A 23,269-nucleotide genomic window follows, 5' to 3' on the forward strand; every position below is an offset into this window, starting at 1 on the left:
GTCAGATCGGGTTCGGGCAATCGATGAACAGATGCTCGACGGCAAACCGCCGCGCCAGGTAATCGCCCAGCGCCTGTACCCCGTAGCGCTCGGTGGCGTGGTGCCCGGCCGCAATGAAACTGACCCCGTTCTCGCGTGCGCTGTGGTAGGTCTGCTCGGAGGCTTCCCCGGTCAGGTACAGGTCGACCCCGGCGGCAATCGCGGTGTCGATGTAGCCCTGGCCACCGCCGGTGCACCAGCCGACCCGGCGGATCATCTGCTCACCCTCGACCAGCAACGGCTCGCGCCCCAGCACTTCCTGAACACGACGGGCAAAGTCGCGTGCGGTCAGCGGCTCGGCCAGCGAACCGACCAGCCCGACCACCTTGGGGTTTTCCGGGTCCAGCGGACCTTCGACGGTGATGTCCAGTTGCCGCGCCAATTGCACGTTGTTACCCACGTCCGGGTGCACATCCAGCGGCAGATGGAACGCCAGCAGGCTGATATCGTTGTTCAGCAGGGTTTTCAGCCGGCGCTGGCGGATACCGGTGACACACGGGTTCTCGCCCTTCCAGAAATAGCCATGGTGCACCAGCACCAGGTCGGCCTCGGCCTCGACCGCGGCATCCAGCAGCGCCTGGCTGGCGGTGACTCCGCTGACAATGCGACTGACCTGCGGCCGGCCCTCGACCTGCAGGCCATTGGGGCAGTAATCCTGGATCTTCGCGCTGCCCAGGTAACGCTCGGCTTCCTCGACCAGGGTGTTCAGAGCGACGGCCATGAAAATCTCCTCGAAATCTGCGTTTTTATCGGGCACAACGCCCATGCAACGCCCGTATAATGCCGGCCATTATGGGCCGTCGCCGGCACTGGGGGAACCGGTGTATGATCGCGCGCGCTCATGCCCCACCGTGCGCCCACCGGTCTTCGCTCTTTCCAGGATTCGTTCATGTTCAAGGCTTTGCGTTACTTTGGCTGGCCCCTGCTTACCGGCGTACTGGTCGCCATGCTGATCATCCAGCGCTTTCCGGAATGGGTCGGCCTGCCCAGCCAGGACGTCAACCTGCAACAGGCCCCGCAGACCTCACGGATCATGCAGGGCCCGGTGTCCTATGCCGACGCCGTGACCCTGGCCGCCCCGGCGGTCGCCAACCTGTACACCACCAAGGTGGTGAACAAGAGCTCGCACCCGCTGTTCGAAGACCCGCAGTTCCGCCGCTTCTTCGGTGACAACCTGCCCAAACAGCGCCGCTGGGAATCAAGCCTGGGCTCGGCCGTGATCATGAGCCCCGAGGGCTACCTGCTGACCAACAACCACGTGACCAGCGGCGCCGACCAGATCGTGGTGGCGCTGAAGGACGGTCGCGAGACCTTGGCCCGCGTCATCGGCAGCGACCCGGAAACCGACCTGGCGGTGCTGAAGATCGATCTGAAGAACCTGCCGGCGATCACCATCGGCCGCTCCGACACCATTCACATCGGCGACGTATCGCTGGCCATCGGCAACCCGTTCGGGGTCGGCCAGACCGTGACCATGGGCATCATCAGTGCCACTGGGCGTAACCAGCTGGGGCTGAACAACTACGAAGATTTCATCCAGACCGACGCGGCGATCAACCCAGGCAACTCCGGTGGTGCACTGGTGGATGCCAACGGCAACCTGATCGGCATCAACACGGCGATCTTCTCCAAGTCCGGCGGCTCACAGGGCATCGGCTTCGCCATCCCGGTGAAACTGGCGCTGGAGGTAATGAAGTCGATCGTCGAGCACGGCCAGGTGATCCGTGGCTGGCTGGGCATCGAAGTGCAGCCGCTGAGCCAGGAACTGGCCGAATCGTTCGGCATGAAGGACCGCCCGGGCATCGTCGTGGCGGGTATCTTCCGCGAGGGGCCGGCGGCAAAGGCCGGGTTGCAGCTGGGTGACGTGATCCTGAGCATCAACGGCGAGCCGGCCGGCGACGGGCGCAAGTCGATGAACCAGGTGGCGCGGATCAAGCCCAACGAGAAAATCACCATCGAAGTGATGCGCAACGGGCAGCAGCTGAAGCTGGTTGCCGAGGTGGGGCTGCGGCCGCCGCCAGCGCCGGCGGTGGCCAACGAAGAGAAGTAAGGAACGGGGCCGCTTTGCGGCCCCTTTTGCATCAATGCAGGATCTGGCTCAGGAACAACTTGGTCCGGTCACTGCGCGGCCGGTCGAAGAAGTCATCCGGCGACGCCTGCTCGACGATCTCGCCCTTGTCCATGAAGATCACCCGGTTCGCCACGGTCCGGGCAAAGCCCATCTCGTGGGTTACGCAGAGCATGGTCATGCCATCCTCGGCCAGGCCCACCATGGTATCGAGCACTTCCTTGACCATTTCCGGGTCCAGCGCCGAGGTCGGTTCGTCGAACAGCATGATCTTCGGCTTCATGCACAACGCACGGGCAATCGCCACACGCTGCTGCTGGCCACCGGACAACTGCCCCGGGTACTTGTGCGCCTGCTCCGGAATGCGCACGCGCTCCAGGTAGTGCATGGCAATTTCTTCCGCCTTGCGCCGCGGCATCTTGCGTACCCACATCGGCGCCAGCGTGCAGTTCTCCAGGATGCTCAGGTGCGGGAACAGGTTGAAGTGCTGGAACACCATGCCCACTTCGCGGCGGATGGCCTCGATCTGCTTGAGGTCGTTGGTCAGTTCGACACCATCGACCACGATGCGTCCCTGCTGGTGCTCTTCCAGGCGGTTGAGGCAACGGATGGTGGTGGACTTGCCCGAGCCCGACGGCCCGCACAGCACGATGCGCTCACCCTGGCGCACGTTCAGGTTGATGTCCTTGAGCACATGGAACTGGCCGTACCACTTGTTCACGCCCTGCATCTGGATGATGCCTTCGGGGCCGGCAGGCTGCTTGATCGCTTCACTCATTTCGAAACTCCTAACGCTTGTGGCCAGTGTCCAGCTTGCGCTCCAGGTGCATGGAGTAGCGGGACATACCGAAACAGAAAATCCAGAACACCAGGGCCGCGAACACGTAGCCCTCGGTGGCCATGCCCAGCCAGGCCGGGTCGGCGGCGGCTTGCTTGACGCTGTTCAGCAGGTCGAACAGGCCGATGATGATCACCAGGCTGGTGTCCTTGAACAGGGCAATGAAGGTATTGACGATGCCGGGGATCACCAGCTTGAGCGCCTGCGGCAGGATCACCAGGCCCATCGCCCGCCAGTAGCCCAGGCCCATGGCCGCGGCCGCTTCGTACTGGCCCTTGGGGATGGCCTGCAGGCCGCCACGCACCACTTCGGCGATGTACGCCGACTGGAACAGGATCACGCCGATCATCGCCCGCAGCAGCTTGTCGAAGCTCATGCCTTCGGGCAGGAACAACGGCAGCATCACCGATGACATGAACAGCACGGTGATCAGCGGCACGCCGCGCCAGAACTCGATGAAGGTGACGCATACCACCTTCACCGCCGGCATCCTCGAACGGCGCCCGAGGGCCAGCAGGATGCCCAGCGGCAAGGCACCGACGATACCCACGGTGGCGATCACCAGGGTCAGCATCAGCCCGCCCCACTGGCTGGTCGGTACATTCTCCAGGCCCAGCACGCCGCCGTGCAGCAGGGTGTAGGCGAGGATCGGGTACAGCACCAGGAAACCCAGGCCATAGACAGCCTTGCGCGGGAAACGCTTGATGAACAATGGCGCGGCGCCCAGTACGGCAAGCCACACGGTCAGGTCCACGCGCCAGCGCAGTTCGGCCGGGTAGTAGCCATACATGAACTGGCCGAAACGCTGCTGCACGAACACCCAGCAGGCGCCCTCCTTGGTGCAGTCGGCACGGGTAGTACCGACCCAGTTGGCTTCGAGCAACGCCCACTGCAGCAACGGCGGCACGATCAGCCACACCAGGTAGATGGCGAACAGGGTCAGCAGCGTGTTAAGCCAGCTGGAGAACAGATTGGCACGCATCCATGCGAGCACGCCGACGGTTTTCACCGGTGGCGGCATGTCGGGTTTGAAAACATGGGCATTCACTGGCGTATCCTCACCGCTCGATCAACGCAATGCGCTTGTTGTACCAGTTCATCAGCAGCGAAATGCTGATGCTGATGGCGAGATAGACACTCATGGTGATGGCAATCACCTCGATGGCCTGGCCGGTCTGGTTGAGTACGGTACCGGCGAACAGCGAGACCATCTCCGGGTAGCCGATACCGGCCGCCAGCGACGAGTTCTTCGCCAGGTTCAGGTACTGGCTGGTCAACGGCGGAATGATTACCCGCAGTGCCTGGGGGATGATCACCTTGCGCAGGGTCGGGCCTTCGCGCAGGCCCAGCGAGCGCGCGGCCTCGGTCTGGCCATGGCTGACCGAACGGATACCGGAACGCACGATCTCGGCGATGAACGCGGCGGTATAGATGGTCAATGCCAGGGTCAGCGCCAGCAACTCGGGGATCAGCACCCAGCCACCGACGAAGTTGAATCCTTTCAATTGCGGCACTTCCCAGACCACCGGGCTGCCGAACAGCAGGACGCAGGCCCCCGGAATGGCGATGAACAGCGCCAGCCCCACCCAGAACTTGTGGAATGGCTCGCCGGTTTCGTCGAAGCGCTTGTTGGCGTAGCGCACCATCGCGACGATGGCCAGCACGGTCAGCCCCAGGGCGATGACGAATGGCCAGAAGCCGTCGGCCATGGTCGCCCCGGGCATGTTCAGGCCACGGTTGCTGATGAAGAAGGTGTCCTGGAGGTTGATGCTGCCGCGCGGCCCCGGCAGGGTCAGGAACACGGCGAAGTACCAGAACAGGATCTGCAGCAACGGCGGGATGTTGCGGAAGGTTTCCACGTACACCGTCGCCAGCTTGTTGATCATCCAGTTCGACGACAGCCGTGCCACGCCGATGATGAAGCCGAGGATGGTCGCCAGTATCACGCCAATGAAAGTCACCAGCAGGGTGTTGAGCAGGCCGATGACGAACACCCGCGCATAACTGTCGGATTCCACGTAGGGAATCAGGTGCTGGGCGATGCCGAAGCCGGCACTGCGGTCGAGGAAGTCGAAGCCCGAGGTGATGCCCCGGTGTTGCAGGTTGGTCTGGGTATTGTGGAACAGGTACCAGCCCAGACCGACCACGAAGGCTATCGTGAGGATCTGGAACAGCCACGCACGCACACGTGGATCGCTCAGGGATAACCCCTTTTGTGCGCCAATTCGATTTTGCATGAAGTGCCCCGGAAAGTAGGGTTCCGAACAACCTGCGGCGGCGGGATGCCGCCGCAGGGTGCAGCCATCAGCGCACAGGTGGCGCGTACTGGATGCCGCCGTTGTTCCACAGGGCGTTCATGCCACGGTCGATCTTCAGAGCGGTGCCCTGGCCCAGGTTCTTCTCGAACACTTCGCCGTAGTTGCCGACTTGCTTGACGATCTGCACTACCCAGTCCTTGGGCAGCTTGAGGTCCTTGCCATACTCGCCGTCCGCACCCAGCAAGCGGGCGACGTCCGGGTTCTTGGTGCTTTTGGCTTCGGCCTCGACGTTCTTCGAGGTGATGCCGGCCTCTTCGGCGTTGAGCATGGCGAACAGGGTCCACTTGACGATGCTGAACCATTCTTCGTCGCCTTTGCGCACCACCGGGCCCAGGGGCTCCTTGGAGATGGTTTCCGGCAGTACCACGTAGTCGGCCGGCGCGGCCAGCTTGGAGCGCTGGGCGAACAGCTGCGACTTGTCCGAGGTCAGCACGTCGCAACGGCCGGACTCCAGCGACTTGGCGCTTTCATCGGAGGTGTCGAAAGTGATCGGGGTGTACTTCAGGCCGTTGGCGCGGAAGTAGTCCGACACGTTCAGCTCGGTGGTGGTACCGGCCTGGATGCAGATGGTCGCGCCGTCGAGTTCCTTGGCGCTGGATACGCCCAGCTTCTTGTTGGCCAGGAAGCCGACGCCGTCGTAGTAGGTAACACCGGCGAACACCAGGCCCATGCCGGCATCGCGCGAGCTGGTCCAGGTGGTATTGCGCGACAGCACGTCGACTTCGCCCGACTGCAGCGCGGTGAAGCGCTCCTTGGCGTTGAGCTGGCTGAACTTGACCTTGGTCGCGTCGCCGAACACGGCGGCGGCGACGGCACGGCACACATCGGCGTCGATACCGACGATCTTGCCCTGCGCATCAGGTACCGAGAAGCCTGGAAGACCGTCGCTCACGCCACACTGGACGAAGCCCTTCTTCTTTACCGCATCGAGGGTGGCGCCGGCCTGGGCATTGCTCACGGCGCCCAGTGCAGCGGCAGCGGTCAGGACTGCCAGGGTGGTTTTCAACATCTTCATTCACAACCTCCAAATCGCTCTTGTTGTATCGAGCCGGAATTGCACCGCACCCTTTTGAGGCGTATCCGACCCGTATTGGCTTGTTATTGGGTCAATTGGCGCAATGGGCTGTTCTATGACAGCCTTCGCGTGCAAAGGGTGTTACCGTCACGGCCTGCCCTTTGCATCGAAGGTTGAATTGCAAAGCGCGTACCAGATTGTTTGGCTGTAGCGTTTAAGCGCTAGTCAAGTAGGGAAAGTTGTATCGTTGCGACATTCTTTTTCAGACAATCATTTCCAGCGCCTTCTTTTCACGCACGCCACAACGAGACCCGCACACTTTCGGAGCAGTCATGACCAACCCGCTGATTCTCGAACCGCAGAAAACCGCAGACGCTTGTGTGATCTGGTTGCACGGTCTGGGTGCCGACCGTTACGACTTCCTACCAGTCGCCGAATTCATGCAGGAGCGCCTGCTCAGTACCCGCTTCATCATGCCCCAGGCCCCCACCCGCCCGGTGACCATCAATGGCGGCTATGCCATGCCCAGCTGGTATGACATCAAGGCCATGACCCCGGCCCGTGCCATCGACGAAGCGCAACTGGAGGAATCGGCCGAACAGGTGATTACCCTGATCAAGGCCGAGCAGGCCAAGGGCGTCAGCCTGTCGCGAATTTTCCTGGCCGGTTTTTCCCAGGGCGGCGCAGTGGTGCTGCACACCGCCTATATAAAGTGGCAGGAAGCCCTGGGTGGCGTGATCGCCCTGTCGACCTACGCGCCTACCTTCAATGACCAGCATCAGCTGAGCGCCTGCCAGCAACGCACCCCGGCCCTGTGCCTGCATGGCGTGCACGACCCGGTGGTGATCCCGTCCATGGGCCGCACCGCTTTCGAGTACCTGGATACCTGGGGCGTTGCCGCCCGCTGGCATGAATACCCGATGGAGCACGAAGTGGTGGTCGAAGAGTTGGGCGACATCCACGGCTGGCTGGCCAGGCAACTGCAATAAGCAGAAGCCGTCTGTAGTTGTAAGCCCAAGCCACTACGCCGCGCCTGAATCTTGCATTACACTGCCGGCGTACATTCCTTAACCAGTTGATGAGACGATCGTGCTCAAGGCACTCAAGAAAATATTCGGCAAGGGAGACGCCGCGCCACAGGCCGTCGCTCCTGCTGCCAGCGTGGCGGCGCCTGCGCCTGCCAGCGAGACCCGGCCGGCGGCCAAACCGACCGCCCCACGCGCCACCCCTACGCCCAAGGCGGAACAACCTGCTGCCGTTGCGCCCGCCGCCGACAAGCCGGCCAAGGACAAACCGCGCCGCGAGCGCAAGCCCAAGCCGCAGGCCAGCCTGTGGAAACCGGAAGACTTCGTGGTCGAGCCGCAGGAAGGCAAGACCCGCTTCCACGACTTCAAGCTGTCCAACGAACTGATGCACGCCATCCACGACCTGGGCTTCCCGTACTGCACGCCGATCCAGGCGCAGGTGCTGGGTTATACCCTGCGTGGCCAGGACGCCATCGGCCGGGCCCAGACCGGTACCGGCAAGACTGCGGCATTCCTGATCTCGATCATCTCCCAGTTGCAGCAGACGCCGCCGCCCAAGGAACGCTACATGGGCGAACCGCGCGCGCTGATCATCGCCCCCACCCGCGAACTGGTGGTACAGATCGCCAAGGACGCCGTCGCCCTGACCAAGTACACCGGCCTCAACGTCATGAGCTTCGTCGGCGGCATGGACTTCGACAAGCAGCTCAAGGCCCTGGAAGCGCGCCACTGCGACATCCTGGTCGCTACACCCGGCCGCCTGCTGGACTTCAACCAGCGTGGCGAGGTGCACCTGGACATGGTCGAGGTCATGGTGCTGGACGAAGCCGACCGCATGCTCGACATGGGCTTCATCCCCCAGGTTCGCCAGATCATTCGCCAGACCCCGCCGAAAAGCGAGCGCCAGACCTTGCTGTTCTCCGCCACCTTCACCGACGACGTGATGAACCTGGCGAAACAGTGGACCACCAACCCGGCCATCGTCGAGATCGAGCCGGAAAACGTGGCCAGCGAAACGGTGGAACAGCACGTGTATGCGGTGGCCGGCAGCGACAAGTACAAGCTGCTGTACAACCTGGTGACCCAGAACGAGTGGGAACGGGTAATGGTGTTCGCCAACCGCAAGGATGAAGTGCGGCGCATCGAGGAAAAACTGGTGCGCGACGGCATCAACGCCGCCCAGTTGTCAGGCGATGTGCCACAGCACAAGCGTATCCGCACCCTGGAGAACTTCCGCGAAGGGCGCATCACCGTGCTGGTGGCCACCGACGTGGCCGGACGTGGCATTCACATCGATGGCATCAGCCACGTGATCAACTTCACCCTGCCGGAAGACCCGGACGACTATGTGCACCGCATTGGCCGCACCGGCCGTGCCGGTACCAGTGGTGTGTCGATCAGCTTTGCCGGTGAGGATGACTCCTACCAGCTGCCGGCGATCGAAGCGCTGCTGGGGCGCAAGATCAAATGCGAGATGCCGCCGGACGAGCTGTTGAAGCCGGTGCCGCGTAAGCACCACTGATGATCCGGATACCGGCGCCGTTCCTGCAAGTGCAGGAGCGGCGCGGCCCTGACTACCAGCGCCCGGCAGCCTCCTGGTCACTCTGCTTCCCTTCGACCCAGCGCGGCCCCTCCTGGGTGTTCTCCTTCTTCCAGAATGGCGCCCGGGTCTTCAGGTAGTCCATGATGAAGTTGCAGGCATCAAACGCCGCCTGGCGGTGGGCACTGGCCACGCCGACGAAGACGATCGGCTCACCTGGTTCCAGCGCACCGATGCGGTGCAGCACCTCGACCTTGAGCAACGGCCAGCGCTGCTCGGCCTCGACCACGATCTTGCCCAGGGCCTTTTCGGTCATGCCCGGGTAGTGCTCGAGGAACATCCCCGCCACTTCCCGGCCATCGTTGAAGTCCCGCACATAGCCGACAAAGGCCACCACCGCGCCCACACCGACATTGGCCGCATGCATGGCATTGGTTTCGGCACCTGGGTCGAACGCGCCCTCCTGTACTCGCACTGCCATGTTCAGCCTCCGGTCACCGGCGGGAAGAATGCTACTTCATCGCCTTCTTCCAGCGGTTCATCGAGCTTGCACAGCTCTTCGTTGCGCGCACACATCAGGTTCTGCTCGGCCAGCACCTGGTACTGCCCACCCTTGGCCACCAAGGCCTGGCGCACATCGTCCAGCACCTTGAATGCGCCCTCCACCCGCTCGACATCCAGGCCCAGCAGTTCGCGGTAACGGGCGAAGTACATCACCTTGACCTTCATCACGCCTCCACCTTGTAGTGGCCGCTCTTGCCGCCGAGTTTTTCCAGCAGGCGCACCTGCTCGATGACCATGCCCTTGTCCACGGCCTTGCACATGTCGTAGATCGTCAGCGCAGCTACGCTGGCAGCGGTCAGCGCTTCCATCTCGACACCGGTCTGCCCGGCCAGCTTGCAGCGGGCAACGATACGCACGGCATCCTGCCCCTCGGCGTTGAGCTCGACCTTTACGCTGGTCAGCATCAGCGGGTGGCACAACGGAATCAGGTCGCTGGTCTTCTTCGCCGCCTGGATCCCGGCGATGCGCGCTACCGCGAACACATCGCCCTTGGGGTGTTCGCCGTCGACGATCATCTGCAAGGTCTGCGGCAACATGCGCACCCGTGCTTCGGCGGTGGCCTCGCGCTCGGTCACGGCCTTTTCAGTGACGTCGACCATGTTGGCCCGCCCCTGGGAATCAAGATGTGTCAGCACTGCTCTGCTCCTGTGAAGGGAACTGGCAGTGTAAACCTGTGGGTCAGGTTTGAGCAGGGGGCCGGGCAGTGAACTGCCCGGCTGCAGGGTTTTACAAGTGCGATTCGGCGTACTCGGCCAGCACCGAGCGGGGCACGCCCTGCAAGGTGATGTGCACGCCATGGGGGAAGTCCTTGAAGCGCTCGGTCAGGTAGGTCAGGCCCGAGCTGGTCGCGGACAGGTAGGGGGTGTCGATCTGCGCCAGGTTGCCCAGGCAGACCACCTTGGACCCGGAGCCGGCACGGGTGATGATGGTTTTCATCTGGTGCGGCGTCAGGTTCTGGCACTCGTCGATCAGGATCAGGCTTTGCTGGAAGCTGCGACCACGGATGTAGTTCAGCGACTTGAACTGCAACGGCACACGCTCAAGGATGTACTCGACGCTGCCATGGGTGCTTTCGTCATCCATGTGCAAGGCTTCGAGGTTATCGGTGATGGCGCCCAGCCAGGGCTCCATCTTCTCCGCCTCGGTGCCCGGCAGGAAGCCGATCTCCTGGTCCAGCCCCTGCACGCTGCGGGTGGCGATGATGCGCCGGTAGCGCTTGCTGACCATGGTCTGCTCGATGGCCGCGGCCAGGGCCAGGATGGTCTTGCCGGAACCGGCGGCGCCGGTCAGGTTGACCAGGTGGATATCCGGGTCGAGCAGGGCGAACAGCGCCAGGCTCTGGTGGATGTCGCGCGGTTTCAGGCCCCAGGCTTCCTGGTGCAGCAGCGGCTCCTGGTGCAGGTCGAGCAACAACAGCTCGTCGTTGCGGATACCCTTGATCCAGCCGACGAAGCCCTGTTCGTCGATGATGAACTCGTTGACATGCACCGCCGGCAGGTTGTCGGTCAGTTGCACCCGGTGCCAGGTGCGGCCACGCTCCTGGCGGGTATCGACCTTGCTCACCCGGTCCCAGAACGAACCGCTGACCGAATGGTAGCCCTTGGACAGCAAGGACACGTCATCGACCAACTGGTCGGTGCTGTAGTCCTCGGCCGCAATGCCACACGCCCGCGCCTTCAGGCGCATGTTGATGTCTTTGGTGACCAGCACCACGTCCAGGTCGGTGCGCCGGGCCCGTACTTCGAGCAGCTGGTTGATGATGATGTTGTCGTTGAGGTTTTCCGGCAGCAGCTTGTTGGGCTCGTTGCGCGGGGTCATCAGGATCGACAGGAAGCCCTTGGGCCCGCTCTTGCCACGCTGGATCGGTACGCCCTGCTCGACATCGCTTGGCGAGGCGTCACCAAGGGTCTGGTCGATCAGGCGAATGGCCTGGCGGCATTCGGCAGCAATGCTCTGCTTGCCGGCCTTGAGCTTGTCGAGTTCCTCCAGCACCGTCATCGGGATGGCGACATGGTGCTCCTCGAAGTTGAGTAACGCGTTGGGGTCGTGAATCAGGACGTTGGTATCGAGCACATACAGGATTGGCTTGCTGGAGGAAGGGTTGCGTCCTTGGTCATCCATACTCGGTCACCTTATGTCGAAGCCACACGGCGTGCTCTGTTACGCCGCAGAGTGACTGCCGTTCTCCCCGTATCCGCGTTGTTACGGGCGGGAAGCGAACCTGGCTAGGTGGGCCTGGATGACGCCACCTGTGCTGCAGGAATCGGCTGTCTGGTTTCTTCATACAGCAAAAACCATGACCGGAAAAAGCGTTTTTACGACTTTTTGAAGTTTATTTTGCCGAATGACGAAGGGCCCTTGGCGGCAGCGCCTGAGGGGACTACAGTCAGAAGTCACACCCCTGGTTCGCGGTAGCCGTACTCGCGGCAACCTTCCCAGCCGATCCCGCTCTGCGCGGTGTGGCGCAGCAACCAGTCCAGCGCCGGCTGGGCCTTGGGCAGGCTGTCGTGGAACTGGATCACGCCCTTGCGCCACAGCAGCATCAAGGTCAGCACCCGCTGCGCCGAGGCCTGCGCCGTCAGTGCCCCGTCATCCTGGGCATCGATGTCCCACAGCGATACCCGCAGTTGCTGGCTGGCCATGAACGCCTCGCCGTCGGCGCGGCGTTGCCCGTAAGGCGGGCGGAACAATGGCACGTACTGCTGCGGCAGGTCGGCCTGCACCCGCGCCTGGCTGCGCCGCAGCGAGTCCTGCCAGCCGGTCCACTGCGCATGGGAGCGATATTCCCAGCCCTGGATGCCCACACACTGGCCGCCATAAAGCTGCCGCAAGGCAGTTGCCGAACCGACGTCGCGGCGTTGTTGCAGGCGGTTGCCCAGCACGAAAAACGTTCCTGCAAGCTTCTGTCGGCGCAGGTAGGTGGCCAGCTGGTCGGTAGTGCCGCCCTGCGGCCCGGGGCCACCGACGAAGGTCAGCAGGAACATGCGGTCGTTCAGTTCATCGCCATTGCGCTCGCGTGCCGACAGCCGCTCCACCTCGCTGCTGGTCTGTGGCAGCAACGCGGCCTTGCGCAGTTGTTCGTCGAGGTACTGGACATGGAACTGGTGGCTGGGCTCGATCCACCCGGTGTAAAACGTGCCGACATCGGCAGCGAACGTCGCTGCCTGGGTGCGCAACTCCGCCATCGACGTAACCGGGTAGCAGAACGATGCATCCTGCTCGCAGCTGCGCTGCGCCTGTTGATAACCTTGCCACAACCGCTGCCACATGTGCGCCCTTACCAGGCGCACCTTCTGCATGTTTATCTGCCGCAACCCCAACCGGGTCGCCAACGCCGTGTCGTCCAGCAGCTCGCTCTCGTGCAGCACCTGGGCGAACGAAAGGATTTCCGCCCGCGAGGCCACATCGAACAGCGCCGGGCTGTCCAGCTGCTCGGGCCACAGGCTGCGGTCCAGGCTGACCTGGGATGACGGGGCGGCCTGCACAGCCAGGCTCAGCAGGCCGGCCAGCAAGGCAGAGGCAATGCGCACGGTTGAAAGCTCCGCAACGGCGAAACGCGCACTATAGCGCCTGCTTCGGCCATGGTCTGTGACTATCGTCGCCATAGTTTGGACTTGCACCGCCCAGCCCGTAGAATTCCCGGCCAACGATGCCAGGAGCCGACCCGATGCTGACGGTGATTTCCCCCGCCAAGACCCTCGACTACGATACCCCGCCGGTGACCGAGCGTTACACCTTGCCCCAGTACCTGGACGACTCCCAGGAATTGATCCGCCAACTGCGCGACTTGTCGCCGGCGCAGATCAGCGAACTGATGCACCTGTCCGACAAACTGGCTGGCCTGAACGCCGCGCGTTTTGGCAGCTGGACCCCGGACTTCACCCCGGCCAATGCCAAGCAGGCACTGCTGGCGTTCAAGGGCGACGTCTATACCGGCCTCGATGCCGAAAGCCTGGGCGAGGACGACTTCAGCTATGCGCAGGAACACCTGCGCATGCTTTCCGGCCTGTATGGCCTGCTGCGTCCGCTCGACCTGATGCAGCCTTATCGCCTGGAAATGGGCACCAAGCTGGCCAATGCGCGCGGCAAGGACCTGTACGCGTTCTGGGGCACGCGCATCAGCGAATGGTTGAACCAGGCCCTGGCCGATCAAGGTGATGACCTGCTGCTGAACCTGGCCAGCAACGAGTATTTCAGCGCGGTGAAACGCAGCGCGCTCAAGGCCCGGGTGATCGATGTCGATTTCAAGGACTTGAAGAATGGCCAGTACAAGATCATCAGCTTCTACGCCAAGAAGGCGCGGGGGATGATGAGCCGCTTCGTGATCCAGCAGCGTATCAATGACCCGGAGCAGCTCAAGCAGTTCGACGTGCAGGGGTACTACTACAGTGCCGAGCAGTCGAAACCGGACCACCTGGTATTCCTGCGCGACCACCCGGGCGAGTAGGCCGGCAAGCGCAATTTTCCTGGAGGAGCGGTCCTTGCGCGACACACGGCCGCTCCTGCAAAAAAAAGCCCCCCTCCTCGACCGCTTCCGCCCTGCAACAGGGCACGCTTCATATCGCCATTACGCCATAAAACCGACGCCAACAAACCGTCTTCAGCGGTTTTATAGCTAAACGCCATAAGACCGTTCGTAGCTTTTTTGACGAATTTTTCAAAATTTTTTTCGATGCTGGCACAAAAATATCTCGCAACAGTTTCGCCCTTTATATATCGGGGCGAAACCCCTGCGTGCTATCAAATTGAAATCTGGCCACCACTGAAAAAATATTTAGAAATCTTTCATCCGCGTCGAACCACCCAGGAACTTCTGCTACGAGCCATCGCTCATAGTGCCGTAACGATTTTCCTGCCCACGGGCTGTGAGAGATGACTTACAGGTGACAACAGCAGGTATCCACTGCCTGCCTCGATAACTTCGACAGGAATCACGGGAACCCCCGAAGCCCCTGTCCACGCAGGAGAGACGCGTCCTTACAATTCGTCCTAGTGGTTGATTTCAAAGGATTTATCCACTTGAAAAAACAAGCACAGCAACGCGCCATGTAGCGCATTGCAATAAAGACGGCTGCATTCCAGGGCACGTTTTTTAATTAATGGCTTTTTACTGCCACATTTGAGTGCATAACTTTTTGCGCTCCGGATTTATTTTGCCTGCGCTCGGCGAAGTGTGCATTCGCCATGTATCCGTGCGCCTGAAAACTGTTGTTAATCAACCCAGTCCGGCTCTCTGCGGAGATGTCGACGTGATAAACACATGAGGTGATAGCGATGCGTATCAGCATCTTTGGTTTGGGTTATGTGGGTGCAGTCTGTGCAGGCTGCCTGACGGCGCGAGGCCATGAAGTGATCGGTGTGGACGTGTCCAGCACCAAGATCGACCTGATCAATCAGGGCAAGTCGCCCATCGTCGAACCTGGCCTGGAAGCACTGCTGCAACAAGGCATCGCCAATGGCCGTCTGCGCGGTACCACCGACTTCGCCGAAGCCATCCGTGCCAGCGACGTGTCGATGATCTGCGTGGGTACCCCGAGCAAGAAGAACGGCGACCTGGGCCTCGAGTACATCGAGTCGGTGTGCCGCGAGATCGGCTACGTGCTGCGTGACAGCGACCGTCGCCACACCATCGTGGTGCGCAGCACCGTGCTGCCGGGTACCGTGAAGAACGTGGTGATCCCGATCCTCGAAGACTGCTCGGGCAAGAAAGCCGGTGTCGACTTCGGCGTTGCAGTGAACCCGGAGTTCCTCCGCGAAAGCACCGCGATCAAGGACTACGACCACCCGCCAATGACCGTCATCGGTGAACTGGACAGCGCCAGCGGCGACATCCTGCAGGCGCTGTACGAAGAGCTCGATGCACCGATCATCCGCAAGCCGATCGAAGTGGCCGAGATGATCAAGTACACCTGCAACGTGTGGCACGCCACCAAGGTCACCTTCGCCAACGAAATCGGCAACATCGCCAAGGCTGTAGGCGTGGATGGCCGTGAAGTGATGGACGTGGTGTGCCAGGACAAGGTGCTCAACCTGTCCCAGTACTACATGCGCCCTGGCTTCGCCTTTGGCGGCTCGTGCCTGCCGAAGGACGTGCGCGCCCTCACCTACCGCGCCGCCAGCCTCGATGTTCGCGCACCGCTGCTCGACTCGCTGATGCGCAGTAACGAATCGCAGGTGCAGAACGCCTTCGAGCTGATCGAAGCGCACGACAAGCGCAAGGTCGCCCTGCTTGGCCTGAGCTTCAAGGCAGGCACCGACGACCTGCGCGAAAGCCCGCTGGTGGAACTGGCCGAGCGCCTGATCGGCAAAGGCTACCAGCTGGACATCTATGACGAGAACGTCCAGTACGCCCGTGTCCACGGCGCCAACAAGGACTACATCGAGTCGAAGATCCCGCACGTGTCGTCGCTGCTCAACGCCGACTTCCAGAAGGTCATCGACAACGCCGACATCATCGTCCTGGGCAACCGTGACGAGCAGTTCCGCGCCCTTGCCGAGCAAGCGCCGGCCGGCAAGCACGTGATCGACCTGGTCGGCTTCATGAGCAAGCCAACCTGCGCGACCAGCCGTACCGAAGGCATCTGCTGGTAACCGCTGGACCGGCGGCGCAGTTGCCGGCCACCACGGTGGCAGCTGCGTCGCCCCCCTTTCCCGAATTCTCGACGGATGCTGAACATGCAAAGGCTCCAGACAGTGCTGTTGCAGTGCGCCGGGTGGCTGCTCTACATGAGCCTGCTCATGCTGATCGCCCTGGCCCTGCCAGCCGATATCTTCGACTCGCAGTCGAAGCACTTCATCTTCCTGGTCGGCGCAGTCGGCATCTGGCGCTATTCCATGGGCGCCACCCATTTCATTCGCGGCATGATCTTCCTCTACGGCGTGTACCCGTACCTGCGTCGCAAGGTGCAGAAAATGGGCAGCGCTGCCGACCCGTCGCACGTGTACCTGATGGTGACCAGCTTCCGTATCGAAGCCCTGACCACCGCCCAGGTGTACAGCTCGGTGATCCGCGAGGCGATCAACTGTGGCTTCCCCACTACCGTGGTCTGCTCGCTGGTGGAAATGTCGGACGAACTGCTGGTGAAAAGCCTGTGGGCCAAATACAACCCGCCAGCTCACGTCAAACTGGACATCGTGCGCATCGCCGGTACCGGCAAGCGTGACGGCCTGGCCTATGGCTTCCGCGCCATCTCGCGCATGCTGCCGGACGACAATGCCGTGGTGGCGGTGATCGACGGTGACACCGTGCTGGGCGACGGCGTGGTCCGCAAGACCGTACCGTGGTTCAAGCTGTTCCCCAACGTCGGCGGCCTGACCACCAACGAGTTCTGCGAAGTGCGTGGCGGCTACATCATGAGCGAGTGGCACAAGCTGCGCTTCGCCCAGCGTCATATCAACATGTGCTCGATGGCCCTGTCCAAGCGCGTGCTGACCATGACCGGGCGCATGTCGATGTTCCGCGCCAGCGTGGTGACCAACCCGGAATTCATCGCCGATGTCGAAAGCGACTCGCTGATGCACTGGCGCCTGGGCCGCTTCAAGTTCCTCACCGGTGACGACAAGTCCAGCTGGTTCAGTCTGATGCGCCTGGGTTACGACACCTTCTACGTGCCGGACGCCGCCATCAACACGGTCGAGCACCCGCCGGAGAAGAGCTTCTTCAAGGCCAGCCGCAAGCTGATGTACCGCTGGTACGGCAACAACCTGCGGCAGAACTCCCGTGCGCTGGGCCTGGGCCTGGGCCGCCTGGGGCTGTTCACCAGCATCGTGCTGTTCGACCAGCGCGTGTCGATGTGGACCAGCCTGCTGGGCCTGACCGTGGCGGTAATCGCCAGCCTCAAGTTCGGCATGGGCTACCTGCTGGTGTACCTGCTGTGGATCGGCATCACCCGCCTGATCCTCACCATCATGCTGCTGTGCTCCGGCCACAACGTCGGCCCGGCCTACCCGCTGATTCTCTATTACAACCAGATCATCGGCGCGCTGATGAAGATCTACGTGTTCTTCCGCCTCGACAAGCAGTCCTGGACGCGTCAGCCCACTGCCCTCAAGCGTGACCTCGCCAGTTTTCAACAATGGTTCAACACCTGGTCCTCGCGGACCATGACCTTCTCGGCTGCCAGCATCTTCGTTGCTGTGCTGTTCATGGTCGTGTGAGCCCAACCCGGATCGGAACTAACAGGAACAAACCACATGAATACCGCCGTGAACGTCAACGTCGTGCATGAGTCCGAAGCCCAGCGCCAGCATGCCCGGGTTCGCATCCCCGCCAAGCTGCGCTTCCTCGACGCCCAGCGCCAGGCCCACGATGTGAAGGTCGACGACCTCTCCGCTGGTGGCCTGAGCTTCCACACCAAGCAACCACTGTCGGTCGGCGACGTGCTGCGCGGACGGCTGCAGTTCACGGTCGACAACCTCGGCCTGTCGATGGACATCGAGTTCCAGGTGCGCTCCTACCACCCGGACAGCGGCCGTACCGGCGCGCAGTTCCAGAATCTCGAGCCACGCGACATCGCCACGCTGCGGCACATCATCACCACGCACCTGTCGGGTGAGCTGATCAGCGTCGGCGACGTGCTCAGCACCCTGCAACGCGACAACTTCACCAAGGCACGCAAACAGAAGGACGGCGGCAGCGGCCTGAGCGCCTTCGGCCGCCTCAAGGCGGTCACCGTCACCCTCGGCGTGTTCGTGGTCGGCGTCGCCGCCTTCGGCTTTGTCGCCAAGTCGCTGTATGGCATGTACTTCGTCAGCCACGCCGAAGCCGGTGTGGTGGCGGTGCCTACCACCAACATCACCATGCCACGCGACGGCACCGTGAGCAGCCTGGTCGACAGCGGCGGAATGATTGCCAAAGGTGCGCCACTGGCCACCTTCAGCACCAGCATGCTGGACATGCTCAAGGGCAACCTGGAAGACGCACAGCTGGAGCCGGCGAAGATCGAGGAACTGTTCGGCAAGCAGCTGTCCGGCACCCTCACCAGCCCCTGCGATTGCGTGGTCGCCCGCCAGCTGGTGGACAACGGCCAGTACGCGGCCAAGGGCCAACCGATCTTCCAGCTGATCCCGCGCACCACCAACCCGATGGTCGAGGCGCGCTTCAGCTACCGCCAGTTCGACGAGGTCAAGCCAGGTACCCGGGTCAACTTCCAGGTGGCCGGCGAAGACGAAGTGCGCACCGGCCAGATCGTCAGCAGCGCCAGCCTCAACAGCGACGACCTGGCCTCCGACATCCGCGTGCAGATCAAGCCCGACAGCACCCTGCCCGCCGAGCTCGCCGGGCGCCCGGCTTCGGTCAACAGCGACCGTGGCCCTTCGCTGAACTGGCTGATCGACAAAGCCATGGCCCGTGGGCTGTAAGAGGATCGTCGTATGATTCCCCACAAGAAAAGCGCGAGCCTGGGCCTGTGTGCCCTGGCTGCAGCCATCACCCTGGCCGGCTGTGCCGGCCTGCCTGACCAGCGCCTGGCCAACGAAGCCATGAAGCGCGGTGACACGGCATTGGCCGAGCGCAACTACAAGGCACTGGCCGACCTGGGCTACAGCGACGCGCAAGTGGGCCTGGCCGATATCAAGGTCGCCACCCGCGACCCGGCGAAAATCAAGGAAGCCGAGGCCACCTACCGCGCCGCGGCAGCGACCTCGCCGCGGGCCCAGGCGCGCCTTGGCCGCCTCTTGGTTGCCAAGCCCGACAGCACCCAGGCCGAGCGCGAGGAAGCCGAGACCCTGCTCAAGCAAGCCGCCGCGCAGGGCGAAGGCAACACCCTGATCCCGCTGGCGATGCTCTACCTGAGCTACCCGCAGAGCTTCCCCAAGGTCAATGCGCAGCAGCAGATCGACCAGTGGCGTGCCGCCGGCAACCCGGAAGCGGGCCTGGCCCAGATTCTGCTGTACCGCACCCAGGGCACCTATGACCAGCACCTGGGCGAGGTGGAAAAAATCTGCAAGGCCGCCCTCGACGCCACCGACATCTGCTACGTCGAACTGGCCACCGTGTACCAGAAGCGTGGACAGGCCGACCAGCAGGCTGCCCTGCTCGGCCAGCTCAAGGCTGCCTATGCCCGCGGTGCGGTACCGGCCACCCGGGTCGACAGCGTCGCCCGTGTCCTGGCCGACCGCAGCCTGGGCCAGACCGACGAGAAAACCGCCAAGGACCTGCTCGAGCAGGTAGCCCCGGCCAACCCGGCGTCCTGGGTCAGCCTGGCGCAGCTGGTGTACGACTTCCCCGAGCTGGGCGATACCGACCAGCTGATGGCCTACATCGACAAAGGCCGCGAAGCTGAACAGCCACGCGCCGAACTGTTGCTGGGCCGCCTCTACTACGAAGGCAAGACCCTGCCTGCCGATGCGGAAAAAGCCGAGCAACATCTGCAGGCCGCCGCCGACGCTGGCGAAGTCAGCGCCCATTACTACCTGGGGCAGCTGTACCGCCGTGGCTACCTGGGCAACGTCGAGCCACAGAAGGCCGTCGACCACCTGCTGGCCGCCGCCCGTGGCGGGCAGAACAGCGCCGACTATGCCCTGGCCCAGCTGTTCAGCGAAGGTCACGGCATTCGCCCGCAGCCGGGCAATGCCTGGGTATTCGCCCAGCTGGCCCAGGCCAACCCGACGCCGCAATCCGCTGAACTGCTGCAGCAACTCGACCAGCAACTCACGCCTGACCAGCGCAGCCAGGCGCAGACCCTGCTGGCGCAGGAGAAGCAGGCCCGCGGCAGCATGAACCAGGGCGCCAACAGCACCCTGGCCATCGAAGCCCTGCAAGACGACGAAAAAGAAGTAACCGGTGAGGACTCGCTATGACGCTCAATCCCTTCGTGAAAGCCGGCATCGGCCTGAGCTTCGCCCTGCTGTGGTCCTGCCCGACCCTGGCGGAAATGACCGCTGAAAAGAACTTCGGCCTGGATGTGAAAATCACCGGCCAGTCGGAAGACGACCGCGACCTGGGTACCCGCTCTGGCGGCGACGTCAGCGGCCTGGGCCTCGACCTGCGCCCTTGGGTATATGGCGAGCGCGGCAACTGGAGCGCCTATGCCATGGGCCAGGCCGTCACTGCCACCGACACCATCGAAACCGACACCCTGCGCCAGAACGACGACGGCACCACCACCGATACCGCCGCCGACGGCCGCGAGCAGGACAAGAGCTACCTGGCCATGCGCGAATTCTGGGTCGGCTACAGCGGCCTCACCGCCTACCCCGGCGAGCAGCTGCGTTTCGGTCGCCAGCGCCTGCGCAGCGACGACGGCATGTGGCGTGACACCAACATCGAGGCGCTGAACTGGACCTTCGATACCACCCTGCTCAAGGCCGACCTGGGCGTAGCCCAGCGCTTCAGCGAATACCGTACCGACCTCACCGAGCTGGCCCCGGAAGATAAGGACCGCACGCACCTCTACGGCAACGTCGCCACGCAGTGGACCCCTGGCCACTGGGTCGGCGTCCGCGCCCACCACACCCATGACGGTGGCAGCCTGAAGAACCCGGGCGAAACCGTCGATGCGCTGGACAAGACCCGCACCGGCGACCTGACCTGGCTGGGCCTGGAAGCCAACAGCGATGCCTACAACTGGCGCAACGACCACACCGTCAACTACTGGGGCAGTGTCACCTGGCTGACCGGTGACCGCGACACCCTCAGCAGCCAGGTGGTGGGCGACCAGACCGTGGCCACCGGCAAGCAGAGCGGCGACGTCAACGCCTGGGCCACCGACCTTGGCATCCGTGTGCGCCTCGACCCGCAGTGGCAGGTCGGTGCGGCCTACGCCCGCGGCAGCGGCGGTGGCGGCGACGACGGTTCGAGCAACTACGAGCAGACCGGTCTGGAGAGCAACCGCTCCAACTACACCGGTACCCGTTCGCGCGTGCACCGCTTCGGTGAAGCCTTCCGTGGCGAGCTGGGCAACCTGCAGGCGGCCACCCTGTTCGCCTCCTGGCAGCTGCGCGACGACTACGACGCCAGCTTCATCTACCACAAGTTCTGGCGCGTCGATGACAGCCAGAACATCGGCTCCAGCGGCATCAACGCGGTGGTCAACGACAACGGCGTGAACCGTCCGCTGGTCGATGGCGAAAAAGACCTTGGCCAGGAAATGGACGTGGTCGTGACCAAGTACTTCAAGCAAGGCCTGCTGCCGGCTTCGATGAGCCAGGCCATCGACGAACCATCCGCCCTGGTGCGCCTGCGTGCCGGCGTGTTCAAGCCGGGCGACGCCTACGGCAAGGAAGCGGACTCGTACATGCACCGCGCCTTCGTCGACGTGATCTGGCGCTTCTGAGGCCGGTAGGGGACTTACCGTTATGAACCTTCACCCGCACCTACGTCACAGCCTGCTGGCCAGCGCCTTGCTGCTGGCCGCAGGCCTGGCCGTCGCCGCCGAGCCCAAGACGATCGTCAAGGAGCTGCAGCAGGCCAAGACCTACACGGTCTCCAGTGCACCGGTCGAGCCACTGCACATGGACCCGCCAAAGCTGCCCGACCTGACCGGCTACACCGCCGAGGCGGTACAGAAGAAGATCGACCGCCGTCACAAGGGCAAGGTCAGCCTGCGCCGCATGTTCCAGGAGGACACCCTCAAGGAGTTCGTCGGTGGCGACAACAAGGCAGCCGAGTGGGTCCAGCGCCAGCATGGCATTCCGCAGGCGATCTTCGTCGATGACGGGCATGTCGACCTGGTCGAACTGAGCAAGAAGGTACCCAGGCAGTACCTCAGCGAAGTAGAGCCGGGCGTGTACCTGGCGCGCCTGCCGATCGTGGTCGGGCAGAAGGGCATCCTCGAGATCGACGGCAAGGTCAAGCAGCTGCGCCTGTCCCAGGAGGGCGGTTCGTTCCTGGTCAACGACGGCAAGCTGTTCGTCACCGATACCCAGGTGACCGCCTGGCGCGAAAAGGACAACGGCCCGGCGACCTTCCGCTCGCCCAAGGAATTCCGCCCGTTCCTGCTGTCGTGGGGTGGCACCGAGACCTACATCGTCAACAGCAAGATGGCCAGCTTCGGCTATGCCAAGTCCAAGTCGTACGGGGTGAGTATCTCGCAGTACACGCCGAACATGGCCAAGCGCATGGGCCGCCCGGAACCCACCGGCTGGATCATCGGCTCGGAATTCAGCGACATGTGGTACGGCTTCTACTGCTACGAGACCCAGGACTTCGTGGTCAAGGACAACACCTACCGCGACAACATCGTCTACGGCATCGACCCGCACGACCGCTCGCACCGTCTGATCATCGCCGGCAACACCGTGTACGGCACCAAGAAGAAGCACGGCATCATCATTTCGCGTGAGGTCAACGACAGCTGGATCATCAACAACAAGAGCTACGACAACAAGCTCTCCGGCGTGGTGATCGACCGTAACAGCGTCAACAACCTGATTGCCTACAACGAGATCTACCGCAACCACACCGACGGCATCACCTTGTACGAAAGCGGCGACAACCTGATCTGGGGCAACAAGCTGATCAACAACCGCCGCCACGGCATCCGCGTGCGTAACAGCGTGAACATCCGCCTGTACGAGAACGTCGCCATGGCCAACGGCCTGGTGGGTGTGTACGGCCACATCAAGGACCTGTCCGACACCGACCGTGACATCGCTCTCGACCCGTTCGACACCAAGGTATCGCTGATCCTGGTCGGTGGCGAACTGGCTGCCAACGGCTCCGGCCCGCTGTCGATCGACTCGCCGCTGTCGGTCGAGCTGTACAAGGTGTCCATGCTCGCCCCACGCAAGGCCAGCGGCATCAGCCTCAACGGCGTGCTGGGTGAGCGCCAGGACGAAATCCTCGACCTGCTGGTCCGCCAGAAAAAGGCTGTGCTGATCGACCCGGTCGAACGCCAGACCGAAATGATCGAATAAGGAAG

The 23,269-nt window shown here is 62.9% G+C and carries 20 protein-coding genes; 10 read left to right on the forward strand and 10 right to left on the reverse strand.

The window, feature by feature from the left end; translation table 11 throughout:
- Window position 1: 1 nt before the first annotated feature.
- On the reverse strand, window positions 2-760 hold the full coding sequence (locus ACLEJP_RS24585) for a Nif3-like dinuclear metal center hexameric protein (RefSeq protein ID WP_225779178.1): 759 nt from the start codon (window positions 758-760) through the stop codon (window positions 2-4).
- A 168-nt stretch (window positions 761-928) separates the two neighbouring features.
- On the opposite strand from ACLEJP_RS24585, the gene algW reads away from it, so the two are divergent.
- Entirely contained in the window at window positions 929-2,089 is a 1,161-nt protein-coding gene (algW, locus tag ACLEJP_RS24590) for a Do family serine endopeptidase AlgW (protein ID WP_225779179.1), read from the forward strand.
- A gap of 31 nt (window positions 2,090-2,120) precedes the next feature.
- On the opposite strand, the gene ACLEJP_RS24595 is transcribed toward algW, so the two are convergent.
- From ACLEJP_RS24595 to ACLEJP_RS24610, 4 genes are all read right to left on the reverse strand, one after another.
- Window positions 2,121-2,885, reverse strand: a complete 765-nt coding sequence (locus ACLEJP_RS24595) for an amino acid ABC transporter ATP-binding protein (protein WP_170032466.1) — start codon at window positions 2,883-2,885, stop codon at window positions 2,121-2,123.
- Between the two features lie 10 nt (window positions 2,886-2,895).
- The gene (locus tag ACLEJP_RS24600) at window positions 2,896-3,993 is read right to left on the reverse strand and encodes an amino acid ABC transporter permease (RefSeq protein ID WP_440810644.1); all 1,098 of its coding nucleotides are present in this window, start codon (window positions 3,991-3,993) and stop codon (window positions 2,896-2,898) included.
- A gap of 10 nt (window positions 3,994-4,003) precedes the next feature.
- Window positions 4,004-5,182 (reverse strand): amino acid ABC transporter permease, encoded by a 1,179-nt coding sequence (locus tag ACLEJP_RS24605; RefSeq protein WP_289130790.1) that lies wholly within the window; start codon window positions 5,180-5,182, stop codon window positions 4,004-4,006.
- Window positions 5,183-5,249: 67 nt separating this feature from the next.
- Window positions 5,250-6,278: an amino acid ABC transporter substrate-binding protein gene (locus ACLEJP_RS24610; protein ID WP_406819904.1), complete on the reverse strand. Its 1,029-nt coding sequence runs from the start codon at window positions 6,276-6,278 to the stop codon at window positions 5,250-5,252.
- Window positions 6,279-6,610: 332 nt separating this feature from the next.
- On the opposite strand from ACLEJP_RS24610, the gene ACLEJP_RS24615 reads away from it, so the two are divergent.
- Window positions 6,611-7,267 carry an alpha/beta hydrolase gene (locus ACLEJP_RS24615; protein ID WP_440810646.1) on the forward strand — a complete coding sequence of 219 codons (657 nt, stop codon included), beginning with the start codon at window positions 6,611-6,613 and terminating at the stop codon, window positions 7,265-7,267.
- Window positions 7,268-7,367: 100 nt separating this feature from the next.
- Complete coding sequence (gene rhlB, locus ACLEJP_RS24620; protein WP_440810647.1) at window positions 7,368-8,825, forward strand: ATP-dependent RNA helicase RhlB; 1,458 nt, start codon at window positions 7,368-7,370, stop codon at window positions 8,823-8,825.
- 52 nt (window positions 8,826-8,877) lie between these two features.
- Here rhlB and moaE read toward each other — a convergent pair whose 3' ends face one another.
- From moaE to ACLEJP_RS24645, 5 genes are all read right to left on the reverse strand, one after another.
- A complete protein-coding gene (gene moaE, locus ACLEJP_RS24625; RefSeq protein WP_440810649.1) occupies window positions 8,878-9,324 on the reverse strand; it encodes a molybdopterin synthase catalytic subunit MoaE in 447 nt (148 codons plus the stop codon).
- Window positions 9,325-9,326: 2 nt separating this feature from the next.
- Entirely contained in the window at window positions 9,327-9,572 is a 246-nt protein-coding gene (locus ACLEJP_RS24630) for a MoaD/ThiS family protein (protein WP_296230601.1), read from the reverse strand.
- Entirely contained in the window at window positions 9,572-10,042 is a 471-nt protein-coding gene (moaC, locus tag ACLEJP_RS24635; RefSeq protein WP_406819908.1) for a cyclic pyranopterin monophosphate synthase MoaC, read from the reverse strand. The genes ACLEJP_RS24630 and moaC overlap by 1 nt, the downstream gene beginning before the upstream one ends.
- A gap of 91 nt (window positions 10,043-10,133) precedes the next feature.
- Window positions 10,134-11,528 carry a PhoH family protein gene (locus ACLEJP_RS24640; protein WP_114170545.1) on the reverse strand — a complete coding sequence of 465 codons (1,395 nt, stop codon included), beginning with the start codon at window positions 11,526-11,528 and terminating at the stop codon, window positions 10,134-10,136.
- Between the two features lie 272 nt (window positions 11,529-11,800).
- Window positions 11,801-12,937: a polysaccharide deacetylase family protein gene (locus tag ACLEJP_RS24645; RefSeq protein WP_440810651.1), complete on the reverse strand. Its 1,137-nt coding sequence runs from the start codon at window positions 12,935-12,937 to the stop codon at window positions 11,801-11,803.
- A gap of 137 nt (window positions 12,938-13,074) precedes the next feature.
- Here ACLEJP_RS24645 and yaaA point away from each other — a divergent pair, with 137 nt between their 5' ends.
- The 7 genes from yaaA to algG all read left to right on the forward strand — a co-directional run bounded on the left by yaaA (window position 13,075) and on the right by algG (window position 23,264).
- A complete protein-coding gene (yaaA, locus tag ACLEJP_RS24650) occupies window positions 13,075-13,854 on the forward strand; it encodes a peroxide stress protein YaaA (RefSeq protein ID WP_440810653.1) in 780 nt (259 codons plus the stop codon).
- Between the two features lie 827 nt (window positions 13,855-14,681).
- A complete protein-coding gene (locus ACLEJP_RS24655; RefSeq protein ID WP_170032492.1) occupies window positions 14,682-15,998 on the forward strand; it encodes a nucleotide sugar dehydrogenase in 1,317 nt (438 codons plus the stop codon).
- Window positions 15,999-16,082: 84 nt separating this feature from the next.
- Window positions 16,083-17,564, forward strand: coding sequence for a glycosyltransferase family 2 protein (locus ACLEJP_RS24660; RefSeq protein ID WP_225779189.1), 1,482 nt, complete (start codon window positions 16,083-16,085; stop codon window positions 17,562-17,564).
- A gap of 36 nt (window positions 17,565-17,600) precedes the next feature.
- Complete coding sequence (locus ACLEJP_RS24665; RefSeq protein WP_225779190.1) at window positions 17,601-18,767, forward strand: alginate biosynthesis protein Alg44; 1,167 nt, start codon at window positions 17,601-17,603, stop codon at window positions 18,765-18,767.
- Window positions 18,768-18,779: 12 nt separating this feature from the next.
- Entirely contained in the window at window positions 18,780-20,207 is a 1,428-nt protein-coding gene (algK, locus tag ACLEJP_RS24670; RefSeq protein WP_440810656.1) for an alginate biosynthesis TPR repeat lipoprotein AlgK, read from the forward strand.
- Window positions 20,204-21,682 carry an alginate export family protein gene (locus ACLEJP_RS24675; protein WP_440810658.1) on the forward strand — a complete coding sequence of 493 codons (1,479 nt, stop codon included), beginning with the start codon at window positions 20,204-20,206 and terminating at the stop codon, window positions 21,680-21,682. The genes algK and ACLEJP_RS24675 overlap by 4 nt, the downstream gene beginning before the upstream one ends.
- 22 nt (window positions 21,683-21,704) lie before the next feature.
- Window positions 21,705-23,264: a mannuronan 5-epimerase AlgG gene (algG, locus tag ACLEJP_RS24680; protein ID WP_440810660.1), complete on the forward strand. Its 1,560-nt coding sequence runs from the start codon at window positions 21,705-21,707 to the stop codon at window positions 23,262-23,264.
- Window positions 23,265-23,269: the final 5 nt, after the last annotated feature.

Origin of the sequence: Pseudomonas sp. SMV7 (assembly GCF_052041995.1) — a bacterium.
Classification (GTDB): Bacteria; Pseudomonadota; Gammaproteobacteria; order Pseudomonadales; family Pseudomonadaceae; genus Aquipseudomonas.

What these genes read in the sequence shown, in the direction of transcription:
- ACLEJP_RS24585 (WP_225779178.1), bottom strand. Translation starts at nt 760, where the DNA reads ATGGCCGTCGCTCTGAACACCCTGGTCGAGGAAGCCGAGCGTTACCTG.
- algW (WP_225779179.1), top strand. Translation starts at nt 929, where the DNA reads ATGTTCAAGGCTTTGCGTTACTTTGGCTGGCCCCTGCTTACCGGCGTA.
- ACLEJP_RS24595 (WP_170032466.1), bottom strand. Translation starts at nt 2,885, where the DNA reads ATGAGTGAAGCGATCAAGCAGCCTGCCGGCCCCGAAGGCATCATCCAG.
- ACLEJP_RS24605 (WP_289130790.1), bottom strand. Translation starts at nt 5,182, where the DNA reads ATGCAAAATCGAATTGGCGCACAAAAGGGGTTATCCCTGAGCGATCCA.
- ACLEJP_RS24610 (WP_406819904.1), bottom strand. Translation starts at nt 6,278, where the DNA reads ATGAAGATGTTGAAAACCACCCTGGCAGTCCTGACCGCTGCCGCTGCA.
- ACLEJP_RS24615 (WP_440810646.1), top strand. Translation starts at nt 6,611, where the DNA reads ATGACCAACCCGCTGATTCTCGAACCGCAGAAAACCGCAGACGCTTGT.
- moaE (WP_440810649.1), bottom strand. Translation starts at nt 9,324, where the DNA reads ATGGCAGTGCGAGTACAGGAGGGCGCGTTCGACCCAGGTGCCGAAACC.
- ACLEJP_RS24630 (WP_296230601.1), bottom strand. Translation starts at nt 9,572, where the DNA reads ATGAAGGTCAAGGTGATGTACTTCGCCCGTTACCGCGAACTGCTGGGC.
- ACLEJP_RS24640 (WP_114170545.1), bottom strand. Translation starts at nt 11,528, where the DNA reads ATGGATGACCAAGGACGCAACCCTTCCTCCAGCAAGCCAATCCTGTAT.
- yaaA (WP_440810653.1), top strand. Translation starts at nt 13,075, where the DNA reads ATGCTGACGGTGATTTCCCCCGCCAAGACCCTCGACTACGATACCCCG.
- ACLEJP_RS24655 (WP_170032492.1), top strand. Translation starts at nt 14,682, where the DNA reads ATGCGTATCAGCATCTTTGGTTTGGGTTATGTGGGTGCAGTCTGTGCA.
- ACLEJP_RS24660 (WP_225779189.1), top strand. Translation starts at nt 16,083, where the DNA reads ATGCAAAGGCTCCAGACAGTGCTGTTGCAGTGCGCCGGGTGGCTGCTC.
- ACLEJP_RS24665 (WP_225779190.1), top strand. Translation starts at nt 17,601, where the DNA reads ATGAATACCGCCGTGAACGTCAACGTCGTGCATGAGTCCGAAGCCCAG.
- algK (WP_440810656.1), top strand. Translation starts at nt 18,780, where the DNA reads ATGATTCCCCACAAGAAAAGCGCGAGCCTGGGCCTGTGTGCCCTGGCT.
- ACLEJP_RS24675 (WP_440810658.1), top strand. Translation starts at nt 20,204, where the DNA reads ATGACGCTCAATCCCTTCGTGAAAGCCGGCATCGGCCTGAGCTTCGCC.
- algG (WP_440810660.1), top strand. Translation starts at nt 21,705, where the DNA reads ATGAACCTTCACCCGCACCTACGTCACAGCCTGCTGGCCAGCGCCTTG.